This is a genomic window from Cupriavidus pauculus (assembly GCF_008801835.1).
Taxonomy (GTDB): domain Bacteria; phylum Pseudomonadota; class Gammaproteobacteria; order Burkholderiales; family Burkholderiaceae; genus Cupriavidus; species Cupriavidus pauculus.
The window spans coordinates 25,989-46,216 of record NZ_VZOW01000019.1 but is presented as its reverse complement, the minus strand read 5'-3'; the positions used below and the strand labels follow the sequence as shown (position 1 = coordinate 46,216).

Annotated in this window: 19 protein-coding genes; 11 read left to right on the top strand and 8 right to left on the bottom strand. The window is 65.3% G+C overall.

The annotated features are described in order from the left end of the window. Window positions 1-154: 154 nt before the first annotated feature. Window positions 155-1,582, top strand: a complete 1,428-nt coding sequence (locus tag F7R19_RS18960; RefSeq protein ID WP_150981620.1) for an aminotransferase-like domain-containing protein — start codon at window positions 155-157, stop codon at window positions 1,580-1,582. A 5-nt stretch (window positions 1,583-1,587) separates the two neighbouring features. Next, window positions 1,588-1,998: a helix-turn-helix domain-containing protein gene (locus tag F7R19_RS18955; protein ID WP_150981619.1), complete on the top strand. Its 411-nt coding sequence runs from the start codon at window positions 1,588-1,590 to the stop codon at window positions 1,996-1,998. Window positions 1,999-2,115: 117 nt separating this feature from the next. Here F7R19_RS18955 and F7R19_RS18950 read toward each other — a convergent pair whose 3' ends face one another. Genes F7R19_RS18950 through wrbA form a run of 3 tightly spaced genes read right to left on the bottom strand, consistent with a single transcriptional unit; the run spans window position 2,116 to window position 4,546 of the window. Then, window positions 2,116-3,549 carry an FAD-binding oxidoreductase gene (locus F7R19_RS18950; RefSeq protein ID WP_150981618.1) on the bottom strand — a complete coding sequence of 478 codons (1,434 nt, stop codon included), beginning with the start codon at window positions 3,547-3,549 and terminating at the stop codon, window positions 2,116-2,118. Between the two features lie 5 nt (window positions 3,550-3,554). Then, complete coding sequence (locus tag F7R19_RS18945; RefSeq protein WP_150981617.1) at window positions 3,555-3,953, bottom strand: DUF2069 domain-containing protein; 399 nt, start codon at window positions 3,951-3,953, stop codon at window positions 3,555-3,557. Next, window positions 3,950-4,546 (bottom strand): NAD(P)H:quinone oxidoreductase, encoded by a 597-nt coding sequence (gene wrbA / locus F7R19_RS18940; RefSeq protein WP_061959524.1) that lies wholly within the window; start codon window positions 4,544-4,546, stop codon window positions 3,950-3,952. Before wrbA ends, F7R19_RS18945 begins: the two co-directional genes overlap by 4 nt. Before the next feature lie 200 nt (window positions 4,547-4,746). Here wrbA and F7R19_RS18935 point away from each other — a divergent pair, with 200 nt between their 5' ends. Then, on the top strand, window positions 4,747-6,093 hold the full coding sequence (locus F7R19_RS18935) for a YihY family inner membrane protein (protein WP_150981616.1): 1,347 nt from the start codon (window positions 4,747-4,749) through the stop codon (window positions 6,091-6,093). Between the two features lie 40 nt (window positions 6,094-6,133). On the opposite strand, the gene F7R19_RS18930 is transcribed toward F7R19_RS18935, so the two are convergent. From F7R19_RS18930 to F7R19_RS18920, 3 genes are all read right to left on the bottom strand, one after another. Beyond that, window positions 6,134-6,451, bottom strand: a complete 318-nt coding sequence (locus tag F7R19_RS18930; protein WP_150981615.1) for an Mpo1-like protein — start codon at window positions 6,449-6,451, stop codon at window positions 6,134-6,136. Between the two features lie 107 nt (window positions 6,452-6,558). Continuing rightward, the gene (locus F7R19_RS18925) at window positions 6,559-7,383 is read right to left on the bottom strand and encodes an alpha/beta fold hydrolase (RefSeq protein ID WP_150981614.1); all 825 of its coding nucleotides are present in this window, start codon (window positions 7,381-7,383) and stop codon (window positions 6,559-6,561) included. Between the two features lie 13 nt (window positions 7,384-7,396). Beyond that, window positions 7,397-8,707: an O-acetylhomoserine aminocarboxypropyltransferase gene (locus tag F7R19_RS18920; RefSeq protein ID WP_150981613.1), complete on the bottom strand. Its 1,311-nt coding sequence runs from the start codon at window positions 8,705-8,707 to the stop codon at window positions 7,397-7,399. Window positions 8,708-8,999: 292 nt separating this feature from the next. Here F7R19_RS18920 and F7R19_RS18915 point away from each other — a divergent pair, with 292 nt between their 5' ends. The 5 genes from F7R19_RS18915 to F7R19_RS18895 all read left to right on the top strand — a co-directional run bounded on the left by F7R19_RS18915 (window position 9,000) and on the right by F7R19_RS18895 (window position 14,756). Further along, a complete protein-coding gene (locus F7R19_RS18915; RefSeq protein WP_061959763.1) occupies window positions 9,000-9,455 on the top strand; it encodes a CBS domain-containing protein in 456 nt (151 codons plus the stop codon). Between the two features lie 131 nt (window positions 9,456-9,586). Next, complete coding sequence (locus tag F7R19_RS18910) at window positions 9,587-11,491, top strand: MFS transporter (protein WP_150981612.1); 1,905 nt, start codon at window positions 9,587-9,589, stop codon at window positions 11,489-11,491. A 2-nt stretch (window positions 11,492-11,493) separates the two neighbouring features. Then, window positions 11,494-12,273, top strand: coding sequence for a glutathione S-transferase family protein (locus tag F7R19_RS18905; protein WP_150981611.1), 780 nt, complete (start codon window positions 11,494-11,496; stop codon window positions 12,271-12,273). 183 nt (window positions 12,274-12,456) lie between these two features. Further along, window positions 12,457-13,560: a chorismate synthase gene (gene aroC / locus F7R19_RS18900; RefSeq protein WP_061959766.1), complete on the top strand. Its 1,104-nt coding sequence runs from the start codon at window positions 12,457-12,459 to the stop codon at window positions 13,558-13,560. Further along, window positions 13,554-14,756: an MFS transporter gene (locus tag F7R19_RS18895; RefSeq protein WP_150981663.1), complete on the top strand. Its 1,203-nt coding sequence runs from the start codon at window positions 13,554-13,556 to the stop codon at window positions 14,754-14,756. Before aroC ends, F7R19_RS18895 begins: the two co-directional genes overlap by 7 nt. A gap of 174 nt (window positions 14,757-14,930) precedes the next feature. Here F7R19_RS18895 and F7R19_RS18890 read toward each other — a convergent pair whose 3' ends face one another. Further along, complete coding sequence (locus F7R19_RS18890) at window positions 14,931-16,034, bottom strand: NAD(P)/FAD-dependent oxidoreductase (protein WP_150981610.1); 1,104 nt, start codon at window positions 16,032-16,034, stop codon at window positions 14,931-14,933. A 40-nt stretch (window positions 16,035-16,074) separates the two neighbouring features. Then, the gene (locus F7R19_RS18885) at window positions 16,075-16,776 is read right to left on the bottom strand and encodes a FadR/GntR family transcriptional regulator (protein WP_150981609.1); all 702 of its coding nucleotides are present in this window, start codon (window positions 16,774-16,776) and stop codon (window positions 16,075-16,077) included. A gap of 304 nt (window positions 16,777-17,080) precedes the next feature. Here F7R19_RS18885 and F7R19_RS18880 point away from each other — a divergent pair, with 304 nt between their 5' ends. From F7R19_RS18880 to F7R19_RS18870, 3 genes are all read left to right on the top strand, one after another. Further along, window positions 17,081-17,986: a flagellar brake protein gene (locus tag F7R19_RS18880; protein WP_150981608.1), complete on the top strand. Its 906-nt coding sequence runs from the start codon at window positions 17,081-17,083 to the stop codon at window positions 17,984-17,986. 141 nt (window positions 17,987-18,127) lie between these two features. Next, window positions 18,128-19,192: an esterase/lipase family protein gene (locus F7R19_RS18875; protein WP_150981607.1), complete on the top strand. Its 1,065-nt coding sequence runs from the start codon at window positions 18,128-18,130 to the stop codon at window positions 19,190-19,192. Next, window positions 19,179-20,225, top strand: a complete 1,047-nt coding sequence (locus tag F7R19_RS18870) for a lipase secretion chaperone (protein ID WP_223505686.1) — start codon at window positions 19,179-19,181, stop codon at window positions 20,223-20,225. Before F7R19_RS18875 ends, F7R19_RS18870 begins: the two co-directional genes overlap by 14 nt. Window positions 20,226-20,228 lie beyond the last annotated feature (3 nt).

The window sequence follows — 20,228 nt, the reverse complement described above, 5'->3', positions numbered from 1 at the left end:
GGCCGGCATCGCCTTTGCCTTCGCCTTCGCCTCCGGAACGGTAGGGTCGAATACACTTCGGCTGTTCAAACCGTATTAGCATCGCATCCGCTGGTGGCGCAGGCTGACGCCTGGGTTGCCGGTGCGTTCCGGACAACCCTGAAAGCGAACCTTGGTGACCCTGTACGAAAAGCTTGCCGCCGATATCGAAGCGCTGGTGCAGCAGGGCGTGCTGCTGCCGGGCGAGAAAATTCCCTCGGTACGGCAGGCCGCGCAGCATCATCGGCTCAGTATCACCACGGTCATTCGGGCCTATCTGCTGCTGGAATCGCGCGGCATTCTGGAAAGCCGGCCGCAATCGGGCTATTTCGTGCGCGCACGGCCCGGCGAGCCGGCCATCGAACTGCAGCCCTCGCGCCCGGCCGCCCGGCCGTCGGCGGTCGATGTCAGCGCGCTGGTGCTCTCCACGCTGCGGTCGATCCGGGCCGACGACGCGGTGCCGCTCGGGTCGCCGTATCCGGATCCCAAACTCTATCCGTGGCAGCGCATCATCCAGTACGCCAATGCCATCGGCAAGCGCTTCGATACATGGAGCGTGCTCGACGATCTGCCGCCCGGATCGCCGCAACTGATACGGCAGATCACGCGGCGGTATCTGGAAAACGGCTGCACCGTGGATCCGCACGAGGTGATCGTCACGATTGGCGCCACGGAAGCGATCAACCTGTGCCTGCAGGCGGTGGCCCGGCCCGGCGACACGATTGCCGTCGAATCGCCGACCTACTACGCGATGCTGCATGCCATCGAACGTCTGGGCATGCGCGCGGTCGAGGTGGCCACCGATCCCGTTGAAGGCATCGACGTGCAGGCGTTGGCGCGGCTGCTCGATGAACGCCGTGTCGCTGCCTGCATGGTGATGCCGAATTTCCAGAATCCACTCGGTTTCCAGATGTCCGACGCGCGCAAGCAGGCGCTGGTGGAACTGCTGACGGCGCGCGATACCCCGGTGATCGAGAACGATGTGTATGGCGAACTGTATTACGGCGATGCGCACCCCACGTCGCTCAAAACCTACGATACGGCGGGTATCGTCCTGCATTGCTCGTCGTTCTCGAAGACGCTGACCAACGCATACCGTATCGGCTGGGCGTTGCCGGGGCGCTACAAGGAGCAGGTGGAGCGGCTCAAGTTCCTGAACACGTTGACCACGTCGACGGTGCCGCAACTGGCCATCGCCGAGTTCCTGCGCAAGGACGGCTACGACTACCATTTGCGGCGCGTGCGCAAGACCTATGCGCAGCAGGCCAGCATCATGGCGGCGGCGGTGCGGCGGTTTTTTCCTGCCGGCACGCGCGTGTCGCGCCCCGCCGGTGGGTATGTGCTGTGGGTGGAACTACCGGAAGAAGTCGACGCGATGATGCTCTATCACGCGGCATTGGAACGGCGCATCACCGTGGCACCGGGACACATATTCTCGCCGGTGCCCACCTATACCAATTGCATCCGCCTCAATTACAGCGGCGCGTGGTCGGCCGAAATGGAATCGGCGGTCATCACGCTGGGCAAGCTTGTGGCGACCTTGCAGCAACGGGAGGAGACATGACCGATATGACCGACGACGATGCGGCGCAAGCGGAAAACGAAGCCCTCGATCCGGTTCTGGCGGCGATCTTGCGCGTGCTTTGGGAGCATGCGCGGCAGCATCGCGCGTCGACACCGGAATCCGATGCCGAACCTGACCGGCGCCGCGCCCCGACGGCAGATCCGTCAGCCGAAGACGGCAAGGCCCCCGACAACGGCCTGTCGCTGGCCCGTATCAGCAAGCGCGCCGGCGTTCAGATGAGCGTGCTGCGACGTGTGCTGACGCAACTTGCCGACGCAGATCTGGCAAGGGTGGCAATGGAAGAGGACGGGCGTGGTGCGGCGCGTTTGACAGAAGAGGGCGGCGCGCTATGCGAGCAATTGTTTGACGCGCCCGACCCGGGTGACGCGCGGGGTCAGGCGCCGGTTCGCCATTAGGCTGGCATCGCCGAAGGTGAGCGCCGACTGGCTGGCCGGAGCCGCGCCGGGCGTGGTGCGGTGTCGCCAAGTGCGGAGCGGTGGTGCGGGATCGGCGCGTCGCTCGCGTCCTGCGCGTCAAACCACCTTTCCGGGATTCATTAATCCTTGCGGGTCCAGGGCCGTTTTGATGGCGCGCATCATGGCCAGTTCGACTTCGCTCTTGTAGCGCCGGTTTTCCTCTCGCTTGAGTTGCCCCAATCCGTGTTCGGCCGAGATCGATCCATTGTGGGCGTGCACGCTGTTGTGGACGATCAGGTTGATGGCGTCCTGATGCGACAGGAATTGCTCGTGATCGACGCCAACCGGCGGCGACACGTTGTAGTGCAGGTTGCCATCGCCAAGATGGCCGAACGTGACCATGCGCGCGCCGGGATAAGCATCTTGCAGCAGCGCGTCGGTGGTCTCGATGAAATCGGCCACGCGCGAAATCGGCACGGCGATATCGTGCTTGATGTTCTTGCCTTCCTCGACCTGCGCCAGCGGGATATGTTCGCGCAGATTCCAGAAGTCGCGCGACTGCTGCACCGATTCCGCCACGACCGCATCGGTGACGACTCCCGCCTCGAAAGCGGCCTCCATCATTTTCTCGAAGATCGCGCGGGCGTGCTGCTCGCTTTCGCTGTCGGACAGTTCCAGTAATACCAATTGCGGATGCTGCGCCGTGAACGGATAGCGCAATTGCGGGAAATGCTTTGTCACCAGGCCGATGCACATCGCCGACATCAGTTCGAAACCGGTCAACATGGCGCTGGCGTGCGATTGCGCGATGGCCAGCAGAGCCAGCGCGGCGCGCGGGCTTTCCACGGCGGCAAGTGCCGTCACGCGTGCGCGCGGCGCCGGGTACAGCTTCATTACGGCGGCGGTGATGACGCCAAGCGTGCCTTCCGCGCCGATAAACAGGTCGCGCAGGTCGTAGCCGGTGTTGTCCTTGCGCAGGCCGCGCAGGCCGTTCCAGATTTCGCCCCTGGCGTTGACCACTTCCAGCCCCAGGCAAAGCTCGCGGGTGTTGCCATAGCGCAGCACCGCCGTGCCGCCCGCGTTGGTGGAAAGATTGCCGCCAATCGTGCAACTGCCCTCGGCAGCGAGCGAAAGCGGAAACAACCTGCCATGCTCGGCGGCCGCTTCCTGCAACTGCTGCAGGATCACGCCGGCTTCGACGGTGATCGTGTTGTTGAGCGGATCGACCTGGCGGATACGGTTCATGCGCTGCAGCGACAGGACCACCGCGCCGCGCGCCGCCACATTGCCAGCCGGCGGCGTGGCACCGCCGCATAGCCCCGTGTTGCCGCCCTGGGGCACCACGGCCAGCTTGTGCACATGGCAGGCCTGCATGACGGCGGCGACTTCCTCGGTACTGCCCGGGCGCAGCACCGCTAGCGCGTCGCCGGTGTAGCGGCCGCGCCAGTCGGTCAGGTAGGGCGCCTTGTCGGCGGCGTCGGTCAGCACGTTGTTCGCGCCGACGGCGGCGCGGCAAAGATCGAGAAAGGATTCGAGGTGCGCAGCGGTCATGACGGTCAGGATGGTTGGGCCGGGCGGGCGGCGGCCTTGGCGCGGCGCTTGTAGGGCCGCAGGTAAAGGATCGTGCTGAGGAAGAACAGCAGCGTCAGTGCCACCTCGCCCCAGGCCAACCAGACCGACGGCCCGCGGTCACTGGTGGCGCGCACGATGCCTTCCGTGAAATAAAGCAGGATCAGCATCGACGACCACTGCATCGTGTAACGGTTGCGCGTCCACACGCCGCGCAGCACGGGCAGCAGCAGCACGCACTTCAGGATCAGCCAAGAGCCGCCTGGGCGCAGCGGCGCGAGAAACCATTCCCACGCGATGCACAGCGCAATCAGCGCGATGACGCTGGCCATGGCCAGGCGCCAGAGTGCGGGCTGATGCAGGTCGCGGTCCGTGGCGGCGATCATCGCGCGCTCAGTTTCAGGGCGGTCTGGGCCAGTCGGCGGCCCATTGCCATGGCCAGCGACGCTTCGTGGTCGGTGACCGGACCGTGATTGTCGACGTGCGCATGGTGGCTTGGGCCGTATGGCGTGCCGCCGGCGGTGGTGGTCATCAGCCCGGCTTCGGAGTAGGGCAGGCCGACGATCAGCATGCCGTGATGCAGCAGCGGCAGCATCATCGACAGCAGCGTGGTTTCCTGACCGCCATGAAGGCTGCCGGTCGACGTGAACACGCAGGCCGGCTTGCCGGACAGCGCGCCGGAGAGCCACTGGGCGACCGTGCCATCGAGGAAATACTTCATCGGCGCGGCCATGTTGCCGAACCGCGTGGGACTGCCCAACGCCAGGCCCGCGCATTCTTCGAGGTCGCGCAGTTCGGCGTACGGAGCGCCTTCGGGCGGGATGTCCGGCGCGGTGGCTTCGCAGACCGTGGAAACCGGCGGCACGGTGCGCAGCCGCGCTTGCGCGCCCGGAACGCTTTCAATACCGGTGCCGATCAGTTCGGCCAGCTTGCGGGTGCTGCCGTGGCGGCTGTAGTAGAGGACGAGGATGTCGATCATGGATGCGAGAAGCGCGGCGGGCAGGCGAAACACCGATACGGAACGGAACGCCGCGGCGGCACGGGCGCGGCGCCGCCTGGAAGGCGAGACGGCGCTGCAAATCAATCCGCGTATTATAGTTGTGGCCCTGCCCGAAGTGCTCCATCGAAGACGCCAGTCGGGCATTTTCAGAATTGTCGTATCCAGGAGCCCGCCCCAGCATGCCTTTCGCCCCCGCCGTCCGCATCGCCCGCCTGCGCCGGGAATGGAATCTGCAGAAGGTGCGCGCGCTGGCTCGCTATGCGCTGCGCCGCGCCGGGCAAGACCGCCTGCCGCAGGTGTCCGCCAGCCTCACATTCACGACCGTGCTGGCCGTGGTGCCGGTGCTGACCGTGGCGTTCGCGCTGCTGGCCGCGTTCCCGGTATTCCGCGATTTCCGCGGGCAAATCGAGGCGTTCCTGTTTCAGAACCTGATCCCGGGCGGCAATATCAGCGACTCGGTGTCGCGCTACATCGGCCAGTTTGCCAAAAGCGCGCGCGGGCTGACTGCGCTGGGTCTGGGCGGCCTGATGGTGACCTCGGTGCTGACGATGCTGACCGTGGAGGACGCGCTCAATGCGATCTGGCGCGTCAAGCGGCGCCGGCCGCTGGCACAGCGGATCCTGGTGTTCTGGGCGGTGCTGACGCTGGGTCCCGTGCTGATCGGTGCAAGCCTGTCGATCAGTTCCTATCTGTTGTCGGTCTCGCTCGGCTACGTCGGCAATCTGCCGTTCGGCGTGAGCCTGCTGGTGGCGGCAGTGCCGGTGGCGCTGTCGGCGCTGGCCTTTGCGTTTCTCTACATGGCGGTGCCGTATGCCTACGTGGACTGGCGCGACGCGATCGTCGCCGGCATCGTGGCGGCCGTGGCATTCGAGGTGGCCAAGCGCGCCTTCGGCTATTTCATCACCCATATCCCCACCTACACGGCGGTCTACGGGACCTTTGCCGTGTTGCCGTTGTTCTTGTTGTGGATGTATGTCAGCTGGCTCGTGACGTTGCTGGGCGCGACGATCGCGGCCAATTTGCCTGTGATTCGCGAAGGACACTGGCGTCGCCGCACGTTCGCCGGCAGCGAATTCTTCGACGCGCTGGGCGTGCTGTACCTGCTTTACCGCGCGCGCGATGAAGTGCCGCGCAGCGTCGGCGAACTCGACATGGGGCGCAAGCTGCGTGTGGAAGCCGATTACCTGGCCGGGCTGCTTGGCAAGCTCAAGGCCATGCATCTGGTTGGCAAGCTGCAGCAGGATCGCGGCCAGGCGCATTGGGCGCTGCTGTGCGACCCGTCCCAGGTCACGCTGCGCATGCTGCACGATCGTCTGGTGCTGAATTTGGCGCGGTTGCCGCGCACCGCGCTGGCGCAGCAGATGCAGGGCGTGGAAGTGCTGCGCGGAATTCTGGACAACCCGCAGCTCGCTCAGACGCTCGAGGCGGTGTTCCGCCAGCAGACCGCCGGCCCGGCCGCCAACGAGGAAGGCGACGAGCGCGCCATAATCGAAGCAATGCCGGCAGGCCGGCACGGACAGGCCTGAGTCCGCCCTTACCGCGGCTGCGCGCGCAGGCGGCGCGGCGTCAGAATTCGATGCGGCCGCGCAGTATGTCCGCGTACATCACCCAGTCGCCTATCAGGCTGTAAAACGGGTGCCGGAACGTGGCCGGACGGTTTTTCTCGAAGCCGAAATGTCCGACCCATGCGAATGCGTAGCCGGACAGCAACGCGGCCAGCAGCCACCAGCCGTTGCCGGTGACCGCCAGCGCAACCAGGCACAGCAGCGCCACCGTCGAGCCCGCAAAGTGCAGCCGCCGGCAGGTGAGGTTGCGGTGCTCGTTCAGATAGAACGGGTAAAAGTCGGCAAAACTGGCGAATTCCTTGGCTGGGGCCTGGGCCATGGCGGTCTCCTGATGGTCTTGTCCGGCCGTTCTGTGGGGCGTCCGGTGGCGCGTTCTTTGGGCCGTGCTGTCGTAGCGTTCCGAAGGCAAGTGTAGTGCGCCGCGCGCTACCCCGCAGCGACGACTTTTCTTGCAAAGGCCGCCAGCAGGTCGAGCACCTCGTCGGGCTTTTCTCCCATCATGGCGTGCCCGCTGGGCACCGCGCTTACGCTGGCCTTGGACATCCTGGCGGCCAACGCGTGGGCGGCCTTCGGCGAAGTCATCATGTCCTTGGTGCCCACCACGAACAAGGCCGGGCAAGCGACGGCGGCGGCCGCTTCGTCGCCATGCGCGTAGCCGTTGCACGCGGAAAAATCGTTGTGGAACACATGCGCACCGGGGTTGCGCGCCGACACGCGTTCCATCAGCCGCTGGCTGCCGCCATGCATCCACGCGCCCGGTCCCGGGGACGACGGCTTGCTGGCCAAGCTCGAGATCGACCATTGGTTGACCATCGCGATGGCATCGCTCTCGCGATTGAGCGCAGCGTCGAGCAGCGCGTCGGAAACCTTCATCGGATAGGCGGTGGCCAGCAGCGCGATGGCGCGCACCGCGGCGGCGTGCCTGGCCGCGCATTCGAGCGCGATCAGCGATCCCATGCTGTGGCCGAACACCAGCGCGGGCGCCGTGACGCCGGCCGCGGCGACCAGCGCCATGACCCAGTCGGCCATCGCTTCGACTGACGTCAGCGGCGCGCCGGTGCTGCGGTTGTGGCCGGGCAGGTCCACCGCCAGGACGGAAAAGCCGTGATTGGCGAACCAGCGCGTTTGCAACGCCCAGACGCTATGGTCGTTCTGCGCGCCGTGAACGAACACCACGCAGGGCAGGGTGGGGTCGAAACGTTTGCCGCCGGTATATGCGTAGGCCTTCTGGCCCGAAATGGTCAGTTCCATTGCTGTCGCTCCGTCACGCCTTGGCGCCCATCGCCTTCTCGGCGGCTTTCAGGCCGCGCTTGAGGTCGTCGATCAGGTCGTCCGGGTCTTCGAGCCCGATCGACAGGCGGATCGTGCCTTCGCCGATGCCGGCAGCCTTGAGCGCTGCCGCGTCCATGCGGAAGTGCGTGGTCGACGCGGGATGGATGACCAGCGAGCGCGCGTCGCCCACGTTGGCCAGATGCGAAAACAGCGCCAGGCTTTCGATGAAGCGCTGCCCGGCCTTGCGGTCGGCCTTCAGGTTGAAGCTGAATACCGCGCCGCAGCCGCGCGGCAGCAATCGTTTGGCCAGCGCATGGTCGGGATGCGATTCGAGTTCGGGGTAGGCCACCGATTCGACCATCGGATGCGCGGCGAGAAACTGCACCACGCGCCGCGTGTTGTCGACATGGCGGCCCATGCGCAGCGGCAGCGTCTCGATGCCCTGCAGCAGTTGCCATGCCGCCATCGGATTCAGGCACGCGCCGAAGTCGCGCAGGCCTTCGCGCCGTGCGCGCAGCAGAAATGGCGCCACCGTGCTTTCCTCGGTGAACACCATGTTGTGAAAACCTTCGTAGGGCTCGGACAATTCCGGAAAGCGCCCCGATTTTTCGAAATCGAACGTGCCGCCTTCGGCGAGCACGCCGCCGATGGTGGTGCCGTGTCCGCCCAGGAACTTGGTGGCCGAGTGGTAGAGCAGCCCGGCGCCGTGATCGAACGGACGGAGCAGATAGGGCGTGGTGAACGTGGAATCGACCAGCAACGGGATGCCATGGTCCTGGCCGATCTGGGCCACGGTTTCGATATCGAGCACGTCCAGGCCAGGATTGCCGAGCGATTCGCCGAACAGCAGCTTCGTTTGCGGACGAATGGCGGCGCGCCAGGCGTCGATGTCGCGCGGATTGACAAACGTCGTCTCGATGCCGAAGCGGCGCAGCGTGTAGTGCAGCAGGTTGTGCGACCCGCCGTACAGCGCCGTGGACGCCACGATATGCGAGCCGGCGCCCATCAGCGTGGCCACCGCCAGATGCAGCGCGGCCTGGCCCGAGGCCGTGCCGATCGCTCCAGCGCCGTTCTCCAGCGCCGCGACGCGTTCTTCGAATACGGCCACCGTCGGGTTGCTAATGCGCGAATAGACGTGACCGGCGCGTTCCATGTTGAACAGCGACGCGGCGTGCTCGCTATCGCGGAACACGAACGAGGTGGTCAGGTGGATCGGCGTGGCGCGGGCCCCGGTGGCGGGATCGGGCGCGGCGCCGGCGTGCAGGGCCAGCGTGTCGAAGCGGCTGCCGGACGAAGTGGACATGGCGGGATCGGCTCGTATGGTCGAGCTGTGGTGGTTGTCTCGTGTCCGGCATCCTAGCACCATGCGGCACTTGCGCGCCCTCGGGGTTTGTCCGCCGGGGCGGGGCGCCATATTGTCGTCCCGGCGCCGCGGATCGGCCTGTAAGGCAGGCGGCGAGCCGTGCTCGCTTTACTTGAGATGGCGGTTTGGGCTAGCATCGTCCATCGGGTTTTGCCCCATCCATCAAATCAGCCTGGCGCCCAGGCATTTGCCGGTATCGGCAAGCGCAACACAAGGCAGCGGAGACACCACCATGAAAGTCAGCGACATCCTGCAGATCAAGGGCAACACGCTCTACACCGTCACCCCGGATACGCCGCTGCAGCAGGCCATTCAAACCATGGCCGAGCACGATATTGGGTCGCTGGTGGTGATGGAATACGGCGATCTGGTGGGCATGCTGACCTTCCGCGAGGTCATCGAGACGCTAGCGGCCAACCAGGGCACGCTGGGCACCTACAGCATCCGCAAGATCATGGACGATGCGCCGCTGACCTGCACGCCGGAGACCGATGTCAACGAAGTGCGCCGCATGATGCTGGAGCGCCACACCCGCTACCTGCCGGTGCTCGACAGCCGCACCCTGATGGGCGTGATCTCGTTCTATGACGTCGCCAAGGCCGTGGTCGAAGAGCAAAGTTTCGAGAACCGCATGCTCAAGGCCTATATCCGCGACTGGCCGGAAGAAAAGGAAGAGCGCGCTGGCTGACCGCGCCGCGTCCGGCAAATCCGCGATTCTTCTTTTGAGAATTGTCCTGTAGCGGCCAATGTCGGCTGCTGGCATGATGGCGACGACTGATGCCCTGGCGGGTCACCGGGGTCCACCAACGTTTGCCTTTCATGAGCCAAGATAGTCAGTTTCGCCTGCTGGGAGTGCGCCGCTTCGCCCCGTTTTTCTGGACGCAGTTCCTCGGGGCGATGAACGACAACGTCTTCAAGGTTGCCTTCACGTCGCTGGTGACCTACCACGCCACACTGTTCGACGGCGTCGATCCGCACAGCGCGGCATTCCTGATCTCGGCCATCTTCATTGCACCGTTCGTGCTGTTCTCTGCCACCAGCGGGCAGATTGCCGACAAGATCGAAAAATCCAGGCTGATCCGGCTGGTCAAGTCGCTCGAGATTGGCATCATGCTGCTGGGCCTGGCCGGCTTCTATCTGCATTCGGCGCCGCTGCTGTACGTGGGCACGTTCCTGATGGGGCTGCATTCCACGCTGTTCGGTCCGGTCAAGTTTGCCTATCTGCCGCAGCATCTGGACCAGACGGAACTGGTCGGCGGCAACGGCCTGGTGGAAATGGGTACGTTCGTGGCCATCCTGGTCGGCACGCTGCTTGGCGGCGAGCTGGCGGGCCTGGCGCGCGCCGACGGCACGTTGGTCGGGCCGTTCTATGTCGGCATGGCATGCGTGGCATTGGCGGTTGCGGGCCGCGCGGTGTCGCAAGCGGTGCCGCTGTCGCCGGCGCCCCAACCCGACCTGCGAATCAACTGGAATCCGTTTACCGAGACCTGGCGCAATCTTGCGCTGGCGCGCGAGCGGCGCGTCGTGTTCCTGAGCCTGCTCGGCATTTCCTGGCTATGGTTTCTCGGCGCCACGTTCCTTACGTCGTTTTTCAGTTTCGCCAAAGACGTGCTGGGCGGCGATCAGAACGTGGTGACGCTGCTACTTGCGGTGTTTTCCATCGGCATCGGCATCGGGTCCTTGTTGTGCGAAAGGCTGTCCGGCCGCCACGTCGAAATCGGGCTCGTCCCGTTTGGCTCGATCGGCATGACGGTGTTTGCCGTCGACCTGTATTTCGCCACCCACGGCCACACCACCGGCGCGGCACTGAGCGGCGTCAGCGGTTTCCTGGCGCAATCGGGCCACTGGCGCGTACTGTTCGACCTGTTCGGGGTGGCAATGTTCGGCGGGTTCTACAGCGTGCCACTCTACGCGCTGATCCAGAGCCGCTGCGCGCCCACGCACCGGGCGCGCATCATCGCCGCGAACAATATCCTCAACAGCTTCTTCATGATCGGCGCGTCGCTGCTAGGCGTGGCGATGACCCAGGCGGGTTATTCGATCCCGCAGCTGTTTCTGGTGGTAGGGCTGCTCAATGCCGTGGTCGCCATCTATATCTACACGTTAGTGCCCGAGTTCCTGCTGCGCTTTATCGCCTGGCTGCTGGTGCATACGATCTACCGCCTGCGCCGCGTCAACGCCGAGCGCATTCCGGAAGAGGGCGCCGCCGTGCTGGTTTGCAACCACGTGAGTTTTGCCGATGCGGTGGTGCTGATGGCGGCCAGCCCGCGGCCTGTGCGGTTCGTCATGGACCACAACATCTTCAAGGTGCCGCTGTTGTCGTGGTTCTTCCGGCAGGCCAAGGCCATCCCGATTGCACCCGCGCGTGAAGATCCGGCGATGCTGGAGCGCGCGTACGATGCCGTGGCGGCTGCGCTCCAGGACGGCGAGCTGGTCTGTATCTTCCCCGAAGGCAAGATCACGGCGACCGGCGATGTCAATCCGTTCAAGAGCGGTGTGCAGCAGATCATCATGCGCACGCCGGTGCCGGTGGTGCCGATGGCGTTGCGCGGCCTGTGGGGCAGCTTCTTCTCGCGCAAGGGCGCGCCGGCCATGAGCCGTCCGTTCCGCCGCGGCGTGTTGAGCAAGCTGGAACTGGTGGTGGGCGAACCTGTGCCGCCGGAAACCGCAACGCCGGAAGGCTTGCAGCAAATGGTGCTTGCCCTGCGTGGCGATTGGAAATAGCGATGATTACGCTCTATACCTTTGGCCCGGCATTCGGTCTGCCCGACGCCAGCCCGTTCGTCATCAAGGCGGAGTTGCTGCTGAAGCTGGCCGGCCTGCCGTATCAGACCAGGCGTGGCAATGTGCGCCGCGCGCCAAAGAGCAAGTTGCCCTATCTCGACGACATGGGGCGGCTGATTGCCGATTCCACGCTTATCCGCTGGCATATCGAGAAGACCTATCACATCGATTTCGATGAGGGCCTGACGCCCGCACAGCGCGGCACGGCGTGGGCGGTGGAAAAGCTGCTCGAAGACAACCTCTACTGGGCGGTGGCGCGTGTGCGCTGGCTCGAAGGCGACAACTTCGAGCGCGGTCCGGCGCAATTCTTCGGTTTCGTGCCGGCGCCGCTGCGCGGAATGGTGAAGACGCTGGTTCGTCGCAAGGTGCGTCAGATGCTGTGGGCGCAAGGCTTGGGACGGCATACCCACGAGGACATGGCGGCCATTGCGATACAGGGTGTGAGATCGGTCACGGACATCCTCGGCGACAAGCCCTATCTCATGGGTGATCGGCCATGCGGCGCTGACGCCACGCTATTCGCCTTCGCGGCGAGCCTGCAGTCGCCGGTATTCGAAACGCCCATCCGTGCCGAGGCCGAATCGCATGCGAACCTGCAAGCCTATCTGGCGCGCATGAAGGCGCGGTTCTATCCCGATTTTGCAGGGAGCGGCGTCTTTGCCGCCGATTTCGGCGCGATCAAGGGCAGAGACGAAGTAGGGGCGTCGGTGGCCAGTCGATAATCCTGTTGCTCGGTCGCGGGCGCGGGCGAGGGTGCCGTGGGATGCAGCGGAGGTGGCCCGGCTGTGCGGCGCAGGCACGATGCGCCGGCCCGACGCTGCAGGCCGGGTTCCGTCGTAACGTCTCTGCAATGCGCTAATGGCCTTACAATGTAGGCCGTCCCCAATTTCTGTGCGGTTTCGATCATGTCTGGCAATACTCTCGGCCTGCTTTTCACAGTGACTACGTTCGGGGAGTCCCACGGCCCCGCCATTGGTGCGGTGGTGGACGGATGTCCTCCGGGCATGTCGCTGACCGAAGCCGATATCCAGATCGATCTGGACCGTCGCAAGCCGGGAACGTCGCGCCATGTGACCCAGCGTCAGGAAGCGGATCAGGTGGAGATCCTTTCGGGCGTATTCGAAGGCAAGACCACCGGTACGCCGATCTGCCTGCTGATTCGCAATACCGACCAGCGCAGCAAGGACTACGGCAATATCGTCGAAACCTTCCGGCCCGGGCATGCCGATTACACGTACTGGCATAAGTACGGCATTCGCGACTATCGCGGCGGCGGCCGGTCGTCCGCGCGTCTGACCGCGCCCGTGGTGGCCGCGGCCGCCATCGCGCGCAAGTGGCTGCGCGAACAGTTCGGTACGGAAATCCGTGGCTACATGTCGCAACTTGGCGAGATCGCGGTGCCATTCACCGACTGGAAGCATGTGCCCGAAAATCCGTTCTTCGCGGCAAACGCGGAGATCGTGCCCGAACTCGAAACCTATATGGACGCGCTGCGCAAGGATGGCGATTCCGTCGGCGCGCGCATCGAAGTGGTTGCCAGCGGCGTGCCGGTCGGCCTGGGCGAGCCGCTGTTCGACAAGCTCGATGCGGACATCGCGCACGCGATGATGGGCATCAACGCGGTCAAGGGCGTCGAGATTGGCGCGGGCTTCGACAGCGTGTCGCAGCGCGGCACGGTGCATGGCGACGAACTGACGCCGGAGGGCTTTCGCACCAACAATTCCGGCGGCGTGCTGGGCGGTATCTCGACCGGGCAGGACATCTCGGTGTCGCTGGCGATCAAGCCGACGTCGAGCATCCGCACCGCGCGCGAGTCGATCGACAAGGCGGGCAATCCGGCAAGCGTCGAAACGTTCGGCCGCCATGATCCTTGCGTAGGCATCCGCGCCACGCCGATTGCCGAAGCGATGCTCGCATTGGTATTGATGGACCACGCGCTGCGCCATCGGGCCCAGTGCGGCGACGTGCGCGTCGATACGCCCCGTATTCCGGCACAGGCAAAATCCTGAGCGCCGCCTCGTCTCGCCCCGGGTCGATCGATCCGGGGACCTATCTCCGTTTCGGACTGTTCTATCTCGGCTATTACGGCTACGTCGGCGTGATATCGCCCTACGTCAGCCTGTTTTTTGCCGATCGCGGCTTCTCGCCGGTGCAGATCGGCGTATTGATGGCCTGCTTTCAGCTAAGCCGCATCGTCGGTCCCTATCTGTGGGGTTGGCTTTCGGACGTCACGCATACGCGCGTGAAACTGTTGCGGCTGGCTGCGATTGCATCGCTGCTGGCGTTCCTGACCGTGCCCGGCGTGCACGGCTATGGCGCGATGATGGCGATGATGATCGGACTCAACCTGATCACCAGCGCGATGTCTCCGCTAGGCGACGCATTGACGATCTCCACGCTGCGACGCAATGGTGCGTTCGATCACCGTTACGGGCGCGTGCGCATGTTCGGCTCGGTCGGATTTATCGCGTCGGTGCTGCTTGGCGGCGCGCTGTTCGAATACGCCGGCATGTCCGCGTTTCCGTGGCTGGCCAGCGGCATGCTGGCGTTGTTTGCACTGGTGGTGTTTGGCTTGCGCGATGCACCCGACGAAGGGCCGCGCGTGCGGCCGCCGCCGGCGTTGCCCCTGTTGCGACGGCCCGACGTGGCGTGGTTTCTGGCTTCCGCGTTCCTGATGATGTTTGCGCACGCGGCGCTGTATGTCTTCTATTCGCTGTACCTGGAGCAATTGGGCTACAGCAAACTCGCCATCGGCGTGATGTGGACGATCGGCGTGGTTGCCGAAATCGTCTTCTTTTTCTATCAGGGCAAGTTGTTTGGCGCGCTGGCATTGCGCACGATACTCGCCGGCACTTTCGTGCTTGCCGCGCTGCGCTTCGGCTTGACCGGCTATTTTGCCCGGTACGTCTGGTTGATGGCCGTCGTCCAGATCCTGCACGCGGCCACCTTCGCGGCGCACCATAGCGCCAGCCTCAAGCGGCTGCAGCGCTGGTTCGCGGGGCCGCTGCAGGGCCGGGGCCAGGCGCTTTATACGGGGATTTCCTACGGCGTCGGCGGCACCCTGGGCGGGCTGGCGATGGGGTGGACCTGGAAGACGCTGGCGCCGATGCACACATTCGGTCTGGCCGCGCTTGCCGCGGTGATCGGGGCAGGATGCGCCGCGATGAGCTTCCGCGGCGAGCGCCGGGACGCACAGGGTGCGTAATCGCGGCGCGTGGATTCCCGCGCATTGATCCCGAAACGTTGATTTCGAAACGTTAATTCCGGCGCGTAAGCGCCGCATCGAATCCTGGCATGTGAACTGGGTGCGCAGTGAGCTTGGCCCCGAGCGTTGCACCGGACGCTGCGCTGCGCAGCCTGATCCGCGCAGTGCTCCCCGTCAGGCCAGGAGTGTCGTCACGCGCTCCGCAATCGCCAGCGACGACGTCAGTCCCGGCGATTCGATCCCGAACAGGTTGACCAAGCCCGGCACGCCATGTGTTTGCGGTCCATCGATGCGGAAATCGGCCGCCGTCTCTGTCGGGCCGCTGATTTTCGGCCGGATTCCTGCGTAACCGGGCTGCAACGCGCCATCGGCCAGTCCCGGCCAGTAGCGTCGCACCTCGTCATAGAAGCTATCCGCGTCGTGTGGCGGCACGCTGTATTCGATTTCGTCGATCCACCGTACGTTCGGTCCGAAGCGAGCCTGGCCGCCCAGGTCCAGTGTCAGATGGACGCCGAGCCCGGCCGCTTCGGGCACGGGATAGATCAGGCGCGAGAACGGCGCGCGGCCCGCGAGCGTGAAATAGCAGCCCTTGGCGTAGTACTGCGGCGGAATGTGTTCGGGCGGGATCCCGGCGATACGCCGGGCAAGTTCCGGCGCGGTAAGGCCGGCCGAATTGACCACCGTGCGCGCCAGCAGCGTGGTGGCGCCTTCGTCGCCGCCCACTTCCAGGCGGATTCCCTCGGGCGTGACCGCGCCCGACAGCACCGGCGACTGGACGGCCAGCATGGCGCCGGCCTGCTCGGCATCGCCAAGCAGCGCGGTCATCAGGCCGTGGCTGTCGATGATGCCGGTCGATGGCGACAGCAGCGCCGCGTGGCATTCGAGTTGCGGCTCGAGCGCCCGCGCCTCGTCGCGCGTCAGCCATTGCATGTCGTGCACGCCGTTGGCTTCCGCCTTGGCGCGGATGCCGGCCAGCGTGGCCATCTGCGCTTCGCTGGTGGCGACGATCAGCTTGCCGCAGCGCTGGTGCGTGACATGATGGCTGGCGCAGTAGTCGTACAGCATTGCCTTGCCGCGTACGCACAGTTCGGCTTTCAGCGAACCGGCCGGATAGTAGATGCCGGCGTGGATCACCTCGCTGTTGCGCGCGCTGGTGATCGTGCCGAAGGCGTTTTCGGCTTCGAGAATAATCACCTCGCGGCCTTGCTGAGCGAGCGCACGCGCCACGGCCAGCCCCACCACGCCAGCGCCGATCACGACGCAATCCACTTTTTCCATCTGTCTCTCCTGTTTTCTTTCCGCCGGTCTGTACCGGGACTTATGCAAGGCCCATCCGTGTTGCCGCCGCGCTCAGGTGCGCGCTGGCCGCCGCGCGTGCGGCAACGGGATCGCCGCTGGCGATGGCTTCGACCAGCGCCATGTGTTCTGCATCCGCCGCGCGCGGGGTGCCCTCGCGGGCGTGCAATTGCGCACTGTTTTCCCACGCATGCTGGCGGGCCGCGAGCAACTGCTGGCCAACGAAATCGGTCAGGCCGGTAAAGCAGGGGTTGTGCGCCGCCCGCGCAATCGCGTGATGAAAGGCGATATCGGCTGCCGCCGCCGTCGCGAAGTCATCGGCGTGGCGCAGCATCGCGGCCAGCGCCTGTCGAATCCGCGCGAGATCGGCGTCGGTGCGTCGCAATGCGGCCATTTCAGCGCAAGCCGTTTCCACGAGGCGACGCAGCTCGAATAACTGGGCCAGCGTCGGGCCGCCATCGGGCGCACTGGCCACGCGCCAGACCTGTCCGCCCGGCGTCTCCGACACATAAGCGCCCGAGCCCTTGCGTGTCACGAGTACGCCATCGGCTTTCAGTAAGGCAATCGCTTCCCGGACGATGGGACGACTGACGTCGAATGCCTCGGCCAGCGCGGCCTCCGCGGGCAGGCGCGCGCCGACGGTATAACGGCCCGCACCGATGTCGTCGCGCAGCGATTGGGCGATGCGGGTCGCGAGCGAGGCCGGGCGGGGCAACGGATCCATGAGTATTGATATATGTCAGGCTGTCTGACAGATTTTGCGGATGAGTGGCGATTCTGCGTTGCTGTTCCATCCCAGTCAAGTATTGCATTGTCAGAGGGTGCGCAATGATCCACTTCGTGTTGGCTCCTGCGTACGCCAGCGGCGCCTTCCTCGAAGGTGGGGTCAAGGTTTTGTCACATTTTGTCGATAGCCCTCGCATTGAGCTCAGTGCCGGTGCGACAGCCCCGGCGGCTGCCATTCATCCCGATTTCCCGTGCGGGGCCGTCATCGCACCGCACGTGTTTCATGGAGAGTCAATCGCGCCATGATTCCGCTTTCTCCCCAAGACCTGCCCGTGGGGCAGCCGCTGCCATGGTCGCTACTCGACGGACAGGGCAATCTGATGTTGGGCAGCGGCAGCATCATCCCGGACGCGCGCGATCTGGCGCTGGTGTTCCGGCACGGCACGGTTTGCCGGCCCGATGAAATGCCCGAGGCGGGCAACGAGGCCGATGCGCAGGGCGGGTCGCGCCTCAGCAATGGGCCGCTGGGCCTGCAGGTCGGCACGCTGCTGCACGTGAAAACCCCCGGCGACAGTTCGCGCGCGGCCGCCAGCCGGCTGATCGGATTTATCGAGCAGGGGCTGTTCGTGACGTGGCCAACGCTGGGCGGGCGGGAGTTGTCGGTGACCGCCGGCGAGTCGCTGCTGCTGCGCGGGTTTTCGGGGCACGCGATCCACAGCTTTACATCGACGATCACCGCGGTGTGCCGCAGCCCGTTCCGGTATCTGGTGCTCTCCGCGCCGGCGCAGACCGAGCAGATGCCGGTGCGTCGCGCCGCGCGCGTGGCCACCCGGCTGGCCGCATATCTGCTCGACAACATCGACGAAGCAAGCCCGACCACGAGCGATGCCACCACCGAGGCGCAGGTGGGCGAGGGGCTGGCGCGGCTCGGTCTGCTTTCCGATCTCAGCACGGGCGGCGCGCTCGTGCAGACCTCGTCGCCGGCGCCCGCGGTCGGGCAGAAGGTGCGATTGCGATTTCATCTGCGCACCGCCTCGCTCGATGCGGAGGTCACCGTTGACGCCACCGTGCGCAGCGCGCCCGCGCAGGACGACGATGATTTTCCAGCGTTCGGCGTCGCGTTCGACGCGCTCGGCGAGCGCGAGCTGACGCTGCTGCAGTGCTTCATCTACGAGCAATTGCTGGCAACGACCTGCATGCCGGTTTGATGCGATGCGCATCGCATGTTTGAAACGGATCCTGCGTCCGCGTTAGTGCGTTGCCTCTAGCAACGCGCCTTGCCTTGCCGGCGGTTGGCATCTTTAGTTGTGCAGACAAAGACAAGACCAACCGTCGAAGAGGAGACATCGATGACGCCGACTCCCTGGCGCCGTGCCGCCGCATGGCTTTGCGCAGTGGTTGCAATAATTTTTTCGATGCTGCCGCCGCCCGTGCAGGCCGCCAGCGACTACGCAAGAACGCGCTATCCGATCGTGCTGGTGCACGGCCTGACCGGGGCCGAGAAGATGGGCGGCGTGCTCGATTACTGGTACGGCATTCCCGAACTGCTGCGCGCCAATGGTGCGACGGTTTATGTGGCCACGGTGCCGGCTTTCAACAGCGACGAAGCGCGCGCACTGCAGCTTGCCGAATATGTGCGCAGCGTGAAGCTGGCTACCGGAGCAGACAAGGTCAATCTGATCGGCCATAGCCAGGGCGGACCGACCTCGCGTGTGCTGGCCGCCATGTCGCCACAGGATGTGGCGTCGGTCACCACCATCGGCAGTCCGCATCGCGGCAGCGAATTCGCCGACCTCGTGCTCGATGTGATCAACGGCGTCAACCAGGTGCCGGTGGTCGGGTCCGTGCTCGTTGGCTTGGTCGCCGATGTGGCCAATGCGGTCGGCTGGTTCCAGGGCATCAGCAATGGCGTGGGCAACGGCGCAGCCATCGATCAGGACGCACTGGCTTCGCTGAAGATTCTGACCACGCGCGCGGCGGCCGCGCAGAATGCGCGGTTGGACGCGACGTTGAAGCCGGGCACACCGTCGGCGCTGGGCGCCAATTGTGCGACGGCGGGTGCGGCAATGGAGCAGCGCCAGGCGCGCGATGCGTCGGGCAATCTGGTGACCTATACACAGGCCGCGTATTCCTGGACGGGGCGAGGCGGCGCGATCGACCTGTTCCGATCCAATCTGCTCGATCCCACCACCGCGCTGATGGCCGCGACGGGCGGCCTGATGAGTCTGAAAGGTTCCGGGCCGAACGATGGGCTGGTTTCTGTATGCAGTAGCCAGTGGGGCAGGGTGCTGGCCACCAATTACTACTGGAATCACCTCGACGAGGTCAACCAGATTGCCGGCTTGTTCCAGGACGTCGATCCGCGCACGGTGATCCTGCAGCACGCCAACCGGCTGCGCAATGATCGGCTCTGAGCCGCGCCGCTTGCCGGTCTGGTCGTGGATCTGGCTGCCTGGGGTAGTGCTGGGCGCTGCGGCGTGGTTTGCATTGAGGCCACCGGAGGCGCTTGACAGTGGACCGTCCGCCATCCCGCCACACGCGCCGGGGATCGCCGACATGGCCGCAGCGCCGCCCGCGCCAGCGACGCGATTGCCCACGTTGCCCGACGTCGACGTGCCGCCCGGGCCGGAACTCGATGCGCACGGCAATCTCCGGCTGACACGCGCCTTGCGCAGTTACTACGACTATTTTGATGCGCTCGGAGCGGACGTCGCCATCGACCGCGCGGTGCGCGACGATATCGCGGCGCGCGTGCCGGAACCGGCGGCGTCACAGGCGTTTGCGTTGTGGCAGCGCTATCGTCAATATCTCGCCGCCGCGCGGTCGCTGGCCGCAGGGCGCACGCAGTTGTCGGCATCGGTGCAGCAGGCGTCGCTCGAACAAATTGAACGCCTGCGCACGCAATTGGCTGAGCGTCGCGCAATGCGACAGCAATATCTCGCCGATGTCGCAACGCTCTGGTTTGCCGACGACGATGCGTATGACGATGCGATGCTTGATCGCCTGGCGGTGGCGGCGCAGCCTGATCTCGATGCCAACGAACGCCAGCGCCGCTTGAATGCCGCCGAGGCCAGACTGCCGGCGGCGATGCGCGAGGCGCGCGCGTCGGGCGAGCAGCCGCTGCGGATTTCGGAAACCGTCGCCAGCATGCGGGCGCAAGGCCGCAGCACGCAGGACATCGCCGCGGCGTTGGCGCAGGACTTTGGCGGCGATGTGGCGCAGCGCTACTCGTTGCAGGCGCAGGCCGAGCAAGGCTGGAACGACCGGTATGCGGATTACGCGCGCCAGCGTCGGCAAATCGAACAGTCGACGGGACTGACCGAGGCAGATCGTCAGCAGCAGGCGGCGCAATTGCGTGCACAAATGTTTGCCGATCCGAGCGAGGCGCTGCGCGCGTATGTCACCGATGTGGCGGCGACAGCGGGCCGGGCCGAGGCGAATCGCTGATAG